A 14,993-nucleotide genomic window follows, 5' to 3' on the forward strand; every position below is an offset into this window, starting at 1 on the left:
TTGACTGTTTCTATAAGTAACGCGGTTGCGTTAACAGTGCACTAATCTGTAACGCAACCGCCATAAAACAGTGCATGCTTTCGCTTATGAACTTGGCTTATAACGATCGAAAACAATTGAACACCTGTTTCGAATAAGCCGCACTAGTGGACCGACTAACAGCCACCAACCTGAGCAAAACCGGGCCCCTCACAGGGGCTTGTTTTTTATTGGCTAGTTGGCGTAGAGTTTGTTCACTGTGTTTGCATGGGTCGCTTGGAATCGTGACCTGGGCAGTAGCCTACAAGTTAGCTACATCCCGTTCGACGTCTTCTTACTCTCCTGCAACCAGCCCCAGTACTCTTTCATGAGAAAGAGACTGTCATTAATTTTTGCGTCAAAGGAAATAAGAAATGTCCCAACGTCAGAGCGGTACCGTCAAGTGGTTTAACGACGAGAAAGGTTTTGGTTTTATCACTCCTGAAAGCGGTCCGGATCTGTTCGTGCATTTCCGCGCCATCCAGGGCAACGGCTTCAAGAGCCTCAAAGAAGGCCAGAAAGTGACTTTCGTCGCTGTGCAAGGCCAGAAAGGCATGCAGGCTGACGAAGTACAAGCAGAAGCCTAACCTTCTGTAACGAAAAAGCCCCTGATGCTGACATCAGGGGCTTTTTTGTGCGCGTAAATCCGTAAAATGGCTTTCTTTTTTCACCCAGAGGCTGCCATGTCGAAACACCTGCTCAAACCCCAGGGCGACTTCCTCGCCGCCACGTTGGGTCGTCGCCTGGCAGCGATGTTCTATGACTTCCTGTTGTGCACCGCCCTGTTGATCGTCACCAGCGGCCTCTACAAGATGATCCAGATGGCGATCATCGGCGAAGACAAAATGCGCACCCTGACCGAAGCCGGCGCCCTGGACGGTGATCCCTTACTGTCGACGGTGCTGTTGTTCGTGCTGTTCGGCTTCTTTGCCAAGTTCTGGACCTGGTCCGGCCAGACCCTGGGCATGCAGGTGTGGTGCATCCGTGTGCAGAACGCCGATGGTTCATCCATCAGCTTGTGGCAGGCGTTGTTGCGGTTTGTGGTGTCGATTGCATCGTGGCTGTGTGTGGGCCTGGGGTTTCTCTGGCCGCTGTTTGATAAGCAGAAGCGCAGTTGGCATGACATGTATTCCGATACGCAGCTTGTACGCATTCCAAAGAAACAGAAGTAGCGCCCACAAAAAAGATCGCAGCCTTCGGCAACCCCTGTAGGAGCCGAAGGCTGCGATCTTTTGATCTTGCCCTTAGATATGACGCTTAAGCGTTCCCAGCCAACTTCATCCGCGCCGCCTGGGTAAAGTCCAGCATCCGCTTCAACGGCCGAATCGCCTGCGGAATCAACGCCGGATCGACAAAGATCTCGTTCGTCCCTTCCTTCAAGCTCTTGAGCGTGCGCTCAAGGGTGTTCATCGCCATCCACGGGCAATGCGCGCAACTGCGGCACGCGGCACCGTTACCGGCCGTTGGGGCCTCGATGAAGACCTTGTCCGGGCACAGCTGCTGCATCTTGTAGAAAATGCCGCGGTCGGTGGCGACGATGAAGGTCTTGTTCGGCAGGCTCTGCGCCGCAGCGATCAGCTGACTGGTAGAACCGACCGCATCCGCCAGTTCGATTACCGCTGTCGGCGACTCTGGATGCACCAGAATGGCCGCGTCCGGGTACAGCGCTTTCATGTCTTCGAGCTGCTTGGACTTGAACTCCTCGTGAACGATGCAGGCACCGTCCCACAGCAACATGTCCGCGCCGGTCTTACGCTGGATATAAGTGCCCAGGTGCTTGTCCGGACCCCAGATGATGGTCTCGCCGTTATCCATCAGGCTTTCGACGATCTCCAGCGCGCAGCTTGAAGTCACCACCCAGTCCGCCCGGGCTTTGACCGCCGCCGAAGTGTTGGCATACACCACCACCGTGCGTTCCGGGTGCTGATCGCAGAACGCCGAGAACTCGTCCACCGGGCATCCAAGGTCCAGCGAGCAGGTCGCGTCCAGGGTCGGCATCAGCACGCGTTTTTCAGGGTTGAGGATCTTCGCGGTCTCGCCCATGAACTTCACCCCGGCGACCACCACGGTCTTGGCCGGGTGGGCATTGCCGAAGCGTGCCATTTCCAGGGAGTCGGAGACGCAGCCACCGGTTTCTTCGGCCAAGGCCTGAATCACCGGATCGCAATAGAAGTGAGCCACCAGCACCGCGTCCTGAGCCTTGAGCTCGGCAGCGATGGCAGAACGGTAATAGGCCTCTTCCTCGGCGGTCAGCGGCTTGGGCTGCTTGGCGTCGAGGTGAGCTTGAACCAGTAGGCGTTCGGAAATTTGCGTCATGATCGCAAGACCTGCGGGCGCTTTCGCGCGAAAGTCGAGTATACACCCGGCTCCGGACCCCTTACGGGTACCGCCGGGAGAGTGAGTATTCATCAGGCACAGCGTTGGAGCCGGGCAAGGCTACAGAATATCCCGTGGATGCAAAAGATGATTCTGACCTGCGTCACGCGGTGTAGCACCGCGTGGAGTCGAACTCAAATCGCAGGCAAAAAAAAATCCGGAAATCCTCACTTGCGTGGGCCTTCCAGACTTTTAAAACTGCTACAAAAAATGGTGGGTCGTGTGGGATTCGAACCTACGACCAATTGGTTAAAAGCCAACTGCTCTACCAACTGAGCTAACGACCCGCTGTGTGGTGGCGCGTATAATACTGATTTTTAAGGACTATTCAACACCTAATTTGAAATAAATCAAAAATAAGGTGTTGGGTCGCTGATTCCGGCTGCTGCGAAGCCTTCTGCACGCAGGCGGCAGCTGTCGCATTTGCCGCAGGCATAGCCTTTATCGTCGGCCTGATAGCAGGAAACCGTCAGCCCGTAATCGACGCCCAGCTTCACGCCGGCCTGGACGATCTGCGCCTTACTCAGGTTTTGCAGCGGGGCCTGGATACGGAAACCGTTGCCTTCCACACCGGCCTTGGTCGCCAGATTGGCCATGCGCTCGAAGGACTCGATGAACTCGGGACGGCAGTCCGGGTAACCCGAATAGTCCACGGCGTTCACACCAATAAAGATGTCGCGCGCCCCGAGCACTTCAGCCCAGCCCAACGCCAGCGACAGAAAAACCGTGTTGCGCGCAGGCACGTACGTTACTGGGATACCTTCACCTGGCGTTTCTGGAATATCGATGCTGCTGTCGGTCAGTGCCGAGCCGCCCATACCGTTCAGGTTCAGACCGATCACCTTGTGCTCGATCACACCCAGGTCGCGAGCAACACGGGCAGCGGCGTGCAACTCAGCGTGGGAGCGTTGGCCGTAGTCGAAGCTCATGGTGTAGCAGGCGTAGCCTTCAGCCCGGGCCATGGCCACGACTGTTGCCGAGTCCAGGCCGCCGGACAGCAGGATCACCGCACGTTTCTCGGTAGTGTTCAGTTGTTCAGTCATATCAGCGCCCCGGCTCGTCATTCCAAAGATATTTATGCAGCTGCAATTGCAAACGCACTGGCAGATTGTCCGCCACCACCCAGTCAGCCAGGTCCCGCGCATTGAGGTCATGGTGACTTGGCGAGAACAGCACTTCGCCGGCTCGTCGGTCCAGACCGTACTGGATCAGCTTGGACACAGCCCAGTCGTAGTCCTCCCGCGAGCAGATGACAAACTTCACCTGGTCGTTGGGCGTCAGCAGTTCGATGTTCTCATAGCGGTTGCGGTGCGCTTCTTTCGAACCCGGAGTTTTCAGATCGACGACGCGACTGACCCGGGAATCTACCGCCGAGATGTCGAGCGCACCACTGGTTTCCAGAGACACTTCGTAACCGGCGTCGCACAACTGCTTGAGCAATGGGATGGCGTTGGGTTGCGCCAACGGCTCGCCGCCGGTGACACACACGTAACGCGGACGAAAACCGGCCACTTGCGCGAGGATGTCGTCGAGGGGGCGAATGGTCCCGCCGGTGAATGCGTAGGCGCTGTCGCAGTATTGGCAACGCAATGGGCAACCGGTCAGGCGCACAAAAACAGTGGGCAGCCCGGCAGTCCGCGTTTCACCCTGCAACGAGTAAAAAACTTCGGTAATTCTCAATGTGTCTTGCATAGTCGCCACGGGCGTAACAGCTAAACAGGCTGTCCGCCTCCGTCAGGCTCTTCAAGGAACCCCGCCAACGCGCGAATCCCAAAAAGCGTGTTTCAGAAAAAGGGCGTGAATTCTAACGAAAAAACCCGCAACGAGTGCGGGTTTCTTCAAAACGGCTCAAACAGGCTTACATGCGCTGCAGATCGCGTTGAGCCAGCTGTGCGGCGGAAGTGCCCGGATATTGCGACACCACCTGTTGCAGAATGCCTTTAACCTTGTCGGTATGACCCAGGCGGCGTTCTACATCAGCGAGCTTGTACAGCGAGTCAGGCACTTTGGCGTGCTTGGGGTACAGCTGCGAAACCTTGGCAAACGCCTGACCTGCACCTTGCAGATCGCCTTTGGCCAAATTGACTTCGCCCAACCAGTACTGGGCATTGCCCGCGTATTGGCTGTTCGGGTATTTGCGCAGGAAAGCGGCGAAAGCCTGGCTGGCCTTGTCGAAATCCTTGGCTTTGATCAGGTCGAAGGCCGCATCGTAATACAGTTTTTCCTTCGCCGGATCACCCGGTTCACTGCTGGCGGCAGGGGCTTGAGCGGCGGCCGCTCCTGCACCTGCGCCTGCAGCGGCTGCTGCGCCGGGGGCATTCAGAGTGCCACCGGTGGAAGAATTATCAGGAGTCGCGGCCGGTGCAGCGCCGGTTCCTATGCGCCGATCAAGATCCTGGTATCGCTCCAGGCTTTCTTGCTTCATGCGCGATACATCATTTTGCAGAACTTCGATCACACCCTGTTGGCGTGAGATCTGCTCCTGCATGGATTGCAGTTGGTTGAACAGCTCGCCCTGTGCCGAGACAGGGGCCGAAACCCCTCCCCCGGCATAGGCGCCGTTCGTACCGTAACCCGCAGGCGGATAACTGCTCCCGCTGTTAGAACCGGAGTTGTTATCGACCACAGGAACCGCAGCCCACACCGCAAGCGGTGCGAGACTGAGAGCCAAAACAGTTACAGCACGACGGCACGTTCGCATGACGAATTACTTACGCAGTTCGACGCGACGGTTTTGAGCCCAGGACTGCTCGTCGTTGCCGGTAGCAACTGGACGCTCTTCGCCGTAGGAAACCAGTTCCAGCTGAGCTGGGGAAACACCTTGCAGTACCAGGTAGCGCTGAACGGCTTTCGCACGACGCTCGCCCAGTGCCATGTTGTACTCACGAGTACCACGTTCGTCGGTGTTGCCTTCCAGAACAACGCGAGCGCCGTTTGCTTTCAGGTCTTTAGCGTGAACATCCAGAGCGCGCATGGCTTCTGGCTTCAGGTCCGAGCTGTCGTATTCGAAGTAGAAAGTGGTGATTGCGCGCAGAGCAGCTTCTTCGCTCAGGGAGCCGTCAACTGCACCAGTGTTAGCGCCGTAACCAGCGTTTGGATCAACAGCGCCTTCACCGGCATTGTCGCCGCCTTTGGACGAGCAACCTACAGCTACAGCCATGGCCAGAGCCAGCGCAGCAAATTTACCAAACTTCAGCATTTCCATCGTGAAACTCCTAATGAACCCCAGTGTGTTAAGTAAAACGTGTAGCGCCGCGTCAGTTCAGGTAAGGGGACCAGGAAGGTTCTCTGACTTCGCCTTGTGCGGTAGGAAGCGGGAGCCTTACGCGTCCATTAATGGACACGAGCATCAAGACTCCCCGGCCCTGCTGGCGGGTGGCGTAGATTACCATGGTGCCGTTGGGCGCAACAGTAGGCGACTCGTCCAGAGTGCTATCAGTGAGGATTTTTACGCTTCCGCGCTGCAAATCCTGGGCCGCCACCTTGAAATTAGTGAAGCCGTCCTGGCGGTGAATCATCACCAGGGTCTTTTCATCGGCCGAAAGTTTCGGGTTTGCGTTGTAGTTACCGATGAAAGTCACGCGTTCCGCACCGCCGCCACCAACGCTGGTCTTGTAGATTTGCGGCTTGCCGCCACGGTCGGAGGTGAAGTAGATGGTCGAACCATCCTTGCCCCAGAACGGTTCGGTGTTGATGCCGGGACCGTTGGTAACACGAGTGATCTGACGCGAACCCAGGTTCATCACGTAGATGTCCGGGTTACCGTCTTTCGACAACACGAATGCCAGGCGATTGCCATCCGGCGACCAGGCTGGCGCGCCATTCAGGCCTTCGAAGTTGGTGATCTGCTCACGGCGGCCGGTGTCGATGTTCTGCATGAAGATGCGCGGACGCTTCTGCTCGAACGATACATAGGCGATGCGCTTGCCATCCGGCGCGAAACGCGGCGACAGGATTGGCTCGCGCGATTGCAGCAGGGTCACGGCGCGAGCACCGTCGTAGTCCGAACGTTGCAGCGTGTAGCGCGTGTTCTTCTCGGAGAAGCGCTCGGCGGTCACGTACAGCAGGCGAGTCGAGAACGCACCTTTAATACCGGTGAGCTTTTCGAACGACTGGTCAGCGATGTAGTGCGCCATGTCGCGCAGCTGATCAACCGTACCGGAGACACTGCCTTCCGATACTTTTTGCTCGGTCGCAACGTTGAACAGCGAGTATTGGACCTGCAAGCGACCGCCCGCCGGAACAATATTGCCGACCATGATGAACTGGGCGTTTACCGCTTTCCAGTCACGGAAAATGATTTCGCTCGGCTGGGTCGGCTGGCTGATCATGTTCTGCTTTGGAATCGGCGAGTAGTAGCCCGAGTTGCGCAAGTCATTGCCGATGATTTCGGCCATGTCATCCGGCAGCACGGTGCCGCCCTGGAAACCAAATGGCACTACGGCAATTGGAGTTGCCTGGGAGCTACCACTGCTGACCAGAATGTTTTTTTCATCTGCGCTCGCCAATCCTGCAAAGCAGAACATGACTACAAGCAGTCCTCGAAGAAGGTTTCTCACAAGGCTAGATCCTCAGGTGTGAATGTCATCTTGAATGAACGATAGGGTGCGAAATCACTTGCCTTCAGACCCTGCATTTCGGTCAAACGACCAATATTTTTTACTGCCGCTACCGCTGAACTGTCGAACGGCACATCACCACTGGAATGAGCTACCGAGACGCCGGAGATCGTTCCGTCAGGCAACATGTTGATCTGCAGGATCACCTTCATACCCTTGCGGGCCGACGGCGGCTGCGCCCAACCTTCAGAAGCGCGTGAACGAATCAGGTCATCGAAGTTGCCGGCGACTTCGTCACCCTGCTCATCGGCCAACGCCTGCTGACGCTCCGGCTTGTCGGAAAGCAAATCTGCCAAGGCCTGAGCCTTTTTGTCTTCGACCGATTTACGTGCCGCATCCTGCGATTTCTTCTTCGCAGCATCGGCAGCAGCTTTCTTCTTGGCTTCGTCGGCGACTTTCTTCTTCGCCTCTTCAGCGTCAGCTTTCTTCTTGGCGTCGTCCGCGGCTTTCTTTTTCGCGTCTTCGACGATCTTTTTCTTCGCTTCTTCAGCGGCCGCTTTCTTGGCCTCTTCTTCCGCAGCCTTCTTGGCTTCTTCTTCAGATTTCTTCTTGGCTATATCAGCCAATTGTTTCTCTTCGGCCTTTTTGGCTTCGGCGGTCTTCTTGGCTTCGTCGGCTTTCTTGGCTTCATCAGCCTTTTTGGCTTCCTCAGACTTCTTGGACTCGTCGGCCTTCTTGGCTTCCTCGGCTTTTTGAGCCGCTTCTTCTTTCTTTTGTTCCGCAGCCTTCACCGCTTCCTGCTCGACCTTCTTCTGTTCCATCTGTTCGACTTCAGTCTGGCGCGCAGCAGATTTCTGCGCTTCACCCGCAATCTTCTGATTGGTCTGGGTGACAGCCCGACTTTTCGATTTCAGCTGGTACAAGGTCGCCTGGACAATCGGCTTGGCCGGCGGCAACTCAGGCGTCAGGGCAAAACTGACGAACAGCATGCCGAAAACCAGCACGTGCAAGCCAATCGCCCAGACACTAGGCCAGAAGTAGCTTTCCGAGGCTGTTGGCTCTCGTTGTTGCTGCATCAGGGCGCCTCGGTAATCAAGCCAACATTACCGACCCCGGCTTTCTGCAACCCGCCCATGGCACCCATGACGGATCCGTAGTCGACGGTCTTGTCACCACGGATGAACACCTGGGTACGCTTACCGCCTTCAGTGCCTACGCGAATGATCTTGGTCACGGCATCGGTCATCTGCGGCAAGGTCATCGCCTTGTCCTGCTGCTTTTCGGTGTCGACTTCGCTGCCAAGGTTCCAGTAGTAGGTCTTGTCAGCCTTGATCGAAATGGTCAGGACCTGGGTGTTGTTGTCCTGCGGCAAGGCTTCGCTGGAAACCTTGGGCAGATCAACTTTCACGCCCTGATTGAGCATCGGCGCGGTCACCATGAAGATGACCAGCAGTACCAGCATCACGTCGATGTAAGGCACCACGTTCATCTCGGCGACCGGCTTGCGCTTTTTGCGAGCTCGAGCGATTAAAGCCATTGGAAATTACCTGCTTATTCTTCGCTGGTGTGCACTTTGCGGTGCAGGATCGCCTGGAATTCGTCGGCGAAGGTGTAGTAACGGCTCAGCAGGGTTTCGCTGCGGGCAGCAAAACGGTTGTAAGCGATAACGGCCGGGATGGCTGCGAACAGGCCGATGGCGGTAGCCACCAGTGCTTCGGCAATACCCGGGGCCACGGTGGCCAGGGTCGCTTGCTGGGCAGTTGCCAGGCCGCGGAAGGAGTTCATGATGCCCCAGACCGTACCAAACAGACCGATGTACGGGCTGACGGAACCGACAGTGGCGAGGAACGGCAAGCTCTGCTCGAGCTTTTCTTCTTCGCGGGAAATGGCGACGCGCATGGCACGGGCCACGCCTTCCATGACCGCTTCCGGGTCAACCCCTGGCTGCTGGCGCAGACGGGAGAATTCCTTGAAACCGGCACGGAAGATCTGCTCGACGCCCGAATCCGGGTCAGGGTTGCTGCCGGCCTGACGGTAGAGTTTGGACAGGTCGATACCCGACCAGAAGCGCTCTTCAAAGCTCTCCAGGGCACGTCGACCGGCGCGCAGCAAATTGCTGCGCTGAAAGATCATGATCCATGAGGTCACCGATGCGGCTACCAGAATCAGCATTACCAACTGCACCACGACGCTGGCATTGCTGACCAGGCTCCACATGGAGGAATGGTCGACGACGTTAGCTTCCACGCTTTATCTCCTGCTTTGAGTGTGTACCCGCGCCGCTCACGTCGGCAAAGGCCGCACGTAGAGCTTCGGGAATGGCCCGGGGTTTCAAACTGTTAGTGCGCACACAGGCCACCAAAAACTGCCCTTCGCAGAGCAGCACATTATCCGTAGCCCGCCTGACCTGCTGTTTAAAGCGCAGGCTGACACGGTTCAATTCGATTACTTCAGCGCTTACCAGCAGCTCGTCGTCCAGTCGCGCCGGCGCGTGGTAACGCGCTTCGCTGGAATGCACGACGAACAACAGGTCCTCCCCTGCCAGCTGGGATTGGGCAAAGCCCAGTTCCCGGAGCCGCTCGGTTCGAGCCCGTTCCATAAACTTGAGGTAATTAACGTAATACACGATGCCGCCCGCGTCGGTGTCCTCGTAATAAACGCGACAACGATGTGCGAACGGCTCAAGCCCGTTTTGCGCGCGCATACTCTAGTGCTTACTCCTCAGGTTGCCAATCCGGCGAGGCAACTGTTTTTGATTGTTTCTGCGGCTTTCCAGTGAAAGATTCGTCATGTGAGCCCCTAGGACCACACAAACCGTCAATCGATCAGCCCGCAAAGGTGATTAATCGTCTACTGCATCAAGGAACTCGTCTACCACGGGCATCTCGCCCAATCGTGACGGAATGTTTAAACCGAAGTGCAGGTACGCGTGCCGGGTGACTACCCGCCCCCGCGGGGTACGCATGATATAGCCCTGCTGAATCAGGTACGGCTCCAGCACGTCTTCAATGGTGTGGCGCTCTTCGCTGATAGCGGCGGCCAGGCTGTCCACCCCCACCGGGCCACCGTCGAACTTCTCGATCATGGTCAACAGCAAGCGTCGGTCCTGGTGATCGAAGCCACGCTCGTCGACATCCAGCAGGTTCAGGGCCAGGTCGGCGATCGGTTTGGTGATGTGGCCCTTGGCGCGGACTTCGGCGAAATCCCGCACCCGGCGCAACAGGCGGTTGGCGATCCGTGGCGTGCCACGGGCGCGGCGAGCGATTTCGAAGGCGCCCTCCGGGTCCAGCGGCAAGCCGAGGATGTTCGCCGAGCGCATGACAATCGTCGCCAAGTCGGCGGTGCTGTAGAACTCCAGGCGCTGCACAATCCCGAAACGGTCGCGCAACGGGTTGGTCAACATGCCGGCCCGGGTGGTGGCACCGACCAGGGTGAACGGCGGCAGATCCAGCTTGATCGACCGCGCAGCCGGGCCTTCGCCGATCATGATGTCGAGCTGGAAATCTTCCATGGCCGGGTACAGCACTTCTTCGACGATCGGCGACAGCCGATGGATTTCGTCGATGAACAGCACATCGTGCGGCTCAAGGTTGGTCAGCAATGCCGCCAAATCACCCGGACGCTCAAGGACCGGGCCCGAGGTGCTTTTGATCGACACGCCCATTTCCTGGGCGATGATGTTGGCCAGTGTGGTTTTACCCAGGCCCGGCGGACCGAAGATCAGCGTGTGATCCAGGGATTCGTTACGGCCACGGGCAGCCTGGATAAACAACTCCATTTGCTCGCGAACGGTCGGCTGGCCAATGTACTCGGCCAGGCTGAGGGGACGAATCGCGCGGTCCTGGACTTCCTCGCGGTCGCGAGGGCCAGGTGTGGCGGCAATCAGACGATCAGCTTCAATCACTTAAATCATTCCCTTCAGGGCACGGCGAATCAGGTCTTCACTGCTCAAGCCTTTCTCCTTGATCGAGGTAATCGCCTTGCTGGCTTCCTGCGGCTTGTAGCCCAGGGAGACCAGCGCGCTGATCGCATCACTCTCGGCGGTGACCGTCGAAGCTGGCGCATCCGGCCCACCCGGCTGGTTCGGCACCAGGGCGAACATCGCCGGCACGGTTTCCCAGGCCTTGAAGCGGTCCTTGAGTTCCACCAGCAGGCGTTCGGCAGTCTTCTTGCCCACGCCCGGCACCTTGGTCAGCGCCGAGGTGTCCTGGGACTGCACGCAACGCACCAGCTCATCGACTTCCAGGCTCGACATCAGGGCCAGGGCCAATTTCGGCCCGACACCATTGAGACGGATCAACTCGCGAAAAAAGTCTCGCTCACGCTTACTGGCGAAACCATAGAGTAACTGCGCGTCTTCGCGTACGACTAAATGGGTGTGCAAGGTCAGCGGTTCACCGACCGACGGCAAGCGATACAGCGTGGTCATGGGCACTTCCAGCTCATACCCCAGGCCGTTTACATCCAGAATCAGGTGCGGCGGCTGCTTTTCAGCCAGGGTGCCGCGCAAGCGTCCAATCACGTTTCGAATCCTTGAGCGTTGGCCAGGCAGGTGCTGGCGACTGACAGGACAAGGGTTTTGCGCCGACGACACAGGCGCAAAACCCTCATCCCGTAAAAATGATTGCTGATGCTATCAGAGACGCAGGCGCCCGCCACGACTGCGTGCAGTTCCCAGGCCATGAGGCAGCAGGCTGGAACGGGTGTGCGCATGACAAATGGCGATGGCCAGGGCGTCCGAGGCATCGATTTGCGGCTTGCTGGTCAGTTTCAGCATGTGCATGACCATCATTTGCACCTGCTCTTTATTCGCCGCGCCGGTGCCAGTGACCGCTTGTTTGACCTGGGTCGCGGTGTACTCGGCGATTTCCAGGCTTTCTTCGGCGCCGGCGACAATGGCCGCGCCGCGAGCCTGGCCCAGCTTCAGCGCCGAGTCGGCGTTGCGGGCCATGAAGACTTTTTCGATGCCCATGGTGACAGGGCCGTAGGTCTGGATGACTTCGCGCACGCCGCGATAGACGATCTGCAGGCGTTCGTGCAACTCGCCGGAGCCGGTGCGGATGCACCCCGACGCCACGTACACGCAGCCGCGTCCGGTATCACGTACCACGCCATAACCGGTGATGCGCGAACCGGGGTCGATACCAAGAATTAAAGTCATAACGCCTGCGCAATGTGGTGCGATCGCTGAGGGGAACCGTAGGAGCTGCCGAAGGCTGCGATCTTTTGGCTCTTGACAATCAAAAGATCGCAGCCTTCGGCAGCGCCTACAGTGTAGAGCGGGTGAAGGCCGCGATCTTGATAGATGCATCAACCCAGCTGTGCGGCAACCGACTCCGGAATGTCCGCGTTGGAGTAGACGTTCTGTACGTCATCCAGGTCTTCGAGCATGTCGATCAGCTTGAGGACCTTCTCGGCACCCTCCAGGTCCAGTTCGGCACTGGTGGTCGGCAGCATAACGATTTCCGCGTCATCCCCTTTGAAACCAGCCGCTTCCAACGCGTTACGCACGGAGTAGAACCCGGCAAACGAAGTGAACACGTCAATCGAACCGTCTTCGTGGGCAACCACGTCATCGGCGTCGGCTTCCATGGCCGCTTCCATCAGCGCGTCTTCGTCAACGCCCGGCGCGAAGGAAATCTGGCCCTTGCGCTCGAACAAATACGCCACCGAACCGTCAGTACCGAGGTTGCCGCCGCATTTGCTGAACGCGTGGCGCACAGCGGCTGCGGTGCGGTTACGGTTGTCGGTCATGCACTCGACCATTACCGCCACGCCGCCCGGGCCGTAGCCTTCGTAGGTCAGTTCGACCATGTCGTCGGTGTCGGCAGCGCCAGCACCGCGAGCCACCGCGCGATCAATGATGTCGCGACTCATGTTCGCGCCAAGGGCCTTGTCCAGCGCCAGGCGCAGACGCGGGTTGGAACCTGGATCGCCACCACCCTGACGGGCCGCAACGGTCAGCTCACGAATCCACTTGGTGAAAATCTTGCCCTTCTTGGCATCCTGACGTTCTTTGCGGTGCTTGATGTTCGCCCACTTGGAATGACCCGCCATATCTCGCTCCGAATTCTCTTTGAAACATTGCCCGCTGCGCACGTTCGCGCCAGCCAGCAAGAAAAAATCTCGACCTATGAAAAAGGCGCATCCCATAAGGATGCGCCTTCAGGGTCAGCCTTACTCAGCCTTTGGCGTTTCGCGCAAACGAATGTGCAATTCGCGCAATGCCTTGGCATCTACAGCACCCGGAGCCTGCGTCATGACGTCAGCCGCGCTCTGGGTTTTCGGGAAAGCGATCACTTCACGGATCGACTGGGCGCCAGTCATCAGCATCACCAGACGGTCCAGGCCGAAGGCCAGACCACCGTGCGGCGGCGCGCCGTATTTCAGGGCGTCGAGCAGGAAGCCGAATTTCTCTTCCTGTTCCGCTTCATTGATACCCAGCAGGCGGAAAACGGTCTGCTGCATTTCCTTGCGGTGGATACGGATCGAACCGCCACCCAGTTCGGTGCCGTTCAGGACCATGTCGTAGGCACGGGACAGCGCGGTCGCCGGGTTGGCTTCCAGTTCTTCCGGGGTGCACTTCGGCGCGGTGAACGGGTGGTGCAAGGCGGTGAAGCTGCCGTCGTCGTTCTCTTCGAACATCGGGAAGTCGACGACCCACATTGGCGCCCACTTGCAGGTCAGCAGGTTCAGGTCGTTACCGACCTTGATCCGCAGCGCGCCCAGGGCTTCGCTGACGATCTTGGCTTTGTCGGCGCCGAAGAACACGATGTCGCCGTCAACCGCGCCAACGCGATCGAGGATCACATTGAGGTTGGCTTCAGGGATGTTCTTGACGATTGGCGACTGCAGGCCTTCAACACCTTTGGCGCGCTCGTTGACCTTGATGTACGCCAGGCCCTTGGCACCGTAGATGCCGACGAACTTGGTGTAGTCGTCGATCTGCTTGCGCGGCATGCTCGCAGCGCCTGGAACGCGCAGGGCGGCAATGCGGCATTTCGGGTCGTTGGCCGGGCCGCTGAACACCTTGAAGTCGACGTCTTTGAGTTGATCTTCAACGTCAACCAGTTCCAGCGGGTTACGCAGGTCCGGCTTGTCGGAACCGTAACGGCGCATGGCTTCTTCGAAGGTCATGTGCGGGAAGTCGCCGAATTCCAGATCCAGCACTTCCTTGAACAGGTTGCGGATCATTTGTTCGGTGATGGCCATGATCTCTTTTTCATCGAGGAAACTGGTCTCGATGTCGATCTGGGTGAATTCCGGCTGGCGGTCAGCCCGCAGGTCTTCGTCACGGAAGCACTTGGCGATCTGGTAGTAGCGGTCGAAGCCGGCAACCATCAGCAGTTGCTTGAACAGCTGTGGCGATTGCGGCAAGGCGAAGAAGGAACCGGCGTGGGTGCGGCTTGGCACCAGGTAGTCACGCGCGCCTTCCGGGGTGGCACGAGTCAGGATCGGCGTCTCGACGTCGAGGAAGCCGTTCTCGTCCAGGAAGCGACGGATGCTGGTGGTCATGCGCGAACGCAGGCGCAGCTTCTCGAGCATTTCCGGGCGACGCAGGTCGAGGAAGCGATAACGCAGGCGGGTTTCTTCGCCAACGTCGGAGAACTCGTTGAGCGGGAACGGCGGGGTTTCCGATTCGTTCAGCACTTCCAGCTCGTAGCCCAGCACTTCGATCATGCCCGACGCCATGTTGGCGTTGGTGGCACCGGCCGGACGCAGACGCACCTTGCCGGTGATCTTCACGACGTATTCACTGCGCACGCGATCGGCGGCAGCGAAGCTCTCGGCGCGGTCCGGATCGAATACCACCTGGGCCAGACCGTCACGATCACGGATATCGAGGAAAATCACCCCACCGTGGTCACGGCGACGGTGAACCCATCCGCAAAGGGTAATTTCCTGGCCTTCCAGGGCTTCGTTCAGTTGGCCGCAATAATGGCTGCGCATCATGGTAGTGGTTTCACTTCTCGTAATCGAAATTCGGTTGGAGGCCTTGCAGATGGTGCAAGAGCTCGCGCGTGTCGTTCAACTCAGGTC

Annotated in this window: 17 protein-coding genes and 1 tRNA gene; 2 read left to right on the forward strand and 16 right to left on the reverse strand. The window is 58.1% G+C overall.

Annotated features, from left to right (window positions below; translation table 11 throughout):
• The first annotated feature begins 392 nt into the window (after window positions 1-392).
• Both FQ192_RS06600 and FQ192_RS06605 read left to right on the forward strand, forming a co-directional pair.
• Entirely contained in the window at window positions 393-605 is a 213-nt protein-coding gene (locus tag FQ192_RS06600; RefSeq protein ID WP_003175786.1) for a cold-shock protein, read from the forward strand.
• A gap of 96 nt (window positions 606-701) precedes the next feature.
• Complete coding sequence (locus tag FQ192_RS06605) at window positions 702-1,190, forward strand: RDD family protein (protein WP_149657880.1); 489 nt, start codon at window positions 702-704, stop codon at window positions 1,188-1,190.
• Window positions 1,191-1,275: 85 nt separating this feature from the next.
• Here the strand turns inward: FQ192_RS06605 and nadA are convergent, their stop codons facing one another.
• The 16 genes from nadA to aspS all read right to left on the reverse strand — a co-directional run bounded on the left by nadA (window position 1,276) and on the right by aspS (window position 14,906).
• Window positions 1,276-2,334 (reverse strand): quinolinate synthase NadA, encoded by a 1,059-nt coding sequence (gene nadA / locus FQ192_RS06610; RefSeq protein ID WP_149657881.1) that lies wholly within the window; start codon window positions 2,332-2,334, stop codon window positions 1,276-1,278.
• A 271-nt stretch (window positions 2,335-2,605) separates the two neighbouring features.
• Window positions 2,606-2,681 (reverse strand) — tRNA-Lys (locus FQ192_RS06615).
• Window positions 2,682-2,744: 63 nt separating this feature from the next.
• Entirely contained in the window at window positions 2,745-3,437 is a 693-nt protein-coding gene (gene queC, locus FQ192_RS06620) for a 7-cyano-7-deazaguanine synthase QueC (RefSeq protein ID WP_149657882.1), read from the reverse strand.
• 1 nt (window position 3,438) lies between these two features.
• Window positions 3,439-4,086: a 7-carboxy-7-deazaguanine synthase QueE gene (gene queE, locus FQ192_RS06625; RefSeq protein ID WP_149657883.1), complete on the reverse strand. Its 648-nt coding sequence runs from the start codon at window positions 4,084-4,086 to the stop codon at window positions 3,439-3,441.
• 166 nt (window positions 4,087-4,252) lie between these two features.
• The gene (gene ybgF, locus FQ192_RS06630) at window positions 4,253-5,095 is read right to left on the reverse strand and encodes a tol-pal system protein YbgF (protein ID WP_149657884.1); all 843 of its coding nucleotides are present in this window, start codon (window positions 5,093-5,095) and stop codon (window positions 4,253-4,255) included.
• A gap of 6 nt (window positions 5,096-5,101) precedes the next feature.
• Entirely contained in the window at window positions 5,102-5,599 is a 498-nt protein-coding gene (pal, locus tag FQ192_RS06635) for a peptidoglycan-associated lipoprotein Pal (RefSeq protein WP_003178634.1), read from the reverse strand.
• A 52-nt stretch (window positions 5,600-5,651) separates the two neighbouring features.
• Complete coding sequence (gene tolB, locus FQ192_RS06640) at window positions 5,652-6,920, reverse strand: Tol-Pal system beta propeller repeat protein TolB (protein WP_218585736.1); 1,269 nt, start codon at window positions 6,918-6,920, stop codon at window positions 5,652-5,654.
• A gap of 29 nt (window positions 6,921-6,949) precedes the next feature.
• Window positions 6,950-8,029, reverse strand: coding sequence for a cell envelope integrity protein TolA (gene tolA / locus FQ192_RS06645; RefSeq protein WP_149657886.1), 1,080 nt, complete (start codon window positions 8,027-8,029; stop codon window positions 6,950-6,952).
• Window positions 8,029-8,481 carry a protein TolR gene (tolR, locus tag FQ192_RS06650; protein ID WP_166656030.1) on the reverse strand — a complete coding sequence of 151 codons (453 nt, stop codon included), beginning with the start codon at window positions 8,479-8,481 and terminating at the stop codon, window positions 8,029-8,031. Before tolR ends, tolA begins: the two co-directional genes overlap by 1 nt.
• Window positions 8,482-8,504: 23 nt before the next feature.
• Window positions 8,505-9,200: a protein TolQ gene (tolQ, locus tag FQ192_RS06655; protein WP_054044990.1), complete on the reverse strand. Its 696-nt coding sequence runs from the start codon at window positions 9,198-9,200 to the stop codon at window positions 8,505-8,507.
• Window positions 9,190-9,657: a tol-pal system-associated acyl-CoA thioesterase gene (gene ybgC / locus FQ192_RS06660; protein ID WP_149657887.1), complete on the reverse strand. Its 468-nt coding sequence runs from the start codon at window positions 9,655-9,657 to the stop codon at window positions 9,190-9,192. The genes tolQ and ybgC overlap by 11 nt, the downstream gene beginning before the upstream one ends.
• Before the next feature lie 138 nt (window positions 9,658-9,795).
• Entirely contained in the window at window positions 9,796-10,857 is a 1,062-nt protein-coding gene (ruvB, locus tag FQ192_RS06665) for a Holliday junction branch migration DNA helicase RuvB (protein WP_133838095.1), read from the reverse strand.
• Complete coding sequence (gene ruvA, locus FQ192_RS06670) at window positions 10,858-11,475, reverse strand: Holliday junction branch migration protein RuvA (protein ID WP_149657888.1); 618 nt, start codon at window positions 11,473-11,475, stop codon at window positions 10,858-10,860.
• A 114-nt stretch (window positions 11,476-11,589) separates the two neighbouring features.
• Window positions 11,590-12,114: a crossover junction endodeoxyribonuclease RuvC gene (gene ruvC, locus FQ192_RS06675; RefSeq protein WP_008147379.1), complete on the reverse strand. Its 525-nt coding sequence runs from the start codon at window positions 12,112-12,114 to the stop codon at window positions 11,590-11,592.
• A gap of 149 nt (window positions 12,115-12,263) precedes the next feature.
• On the reverse strand, window positions 12,264-13,010 hold the full coding sequence (locus FQ192_RS06680) for a YebC/PmpR family DNA-binding transcriptional regulator (protein WP_149657889.1): 747 nt from the start codon (window positions 13,008-13,010) through the stop codon (window positions 12,264-12,266).
• A 120-nt stretch (window positions 13,011-13,130) separates the two neighbouring features.
• Entirely contained in the window at window positions 13,131-14,906 is a 1,776-nt protein-coding gene (aspS, locus tag FQ192_RS06685; protein ID WP_149657890.1) for an aspartate--tRNA ligase, read from the reverse strand.
• Window positions 14,907-14,993: the final 87 nt, after the last annotated feature.

This window comes from Pseudomonas sp. ANT_J12 (assembly GCF_008370045.1).
Lineage (GTDB): Bacteria > Pseudomonadota > Gammaproteobacteria > Pseudomonadales > Pseudomonadaceae > Aquipseudomonas.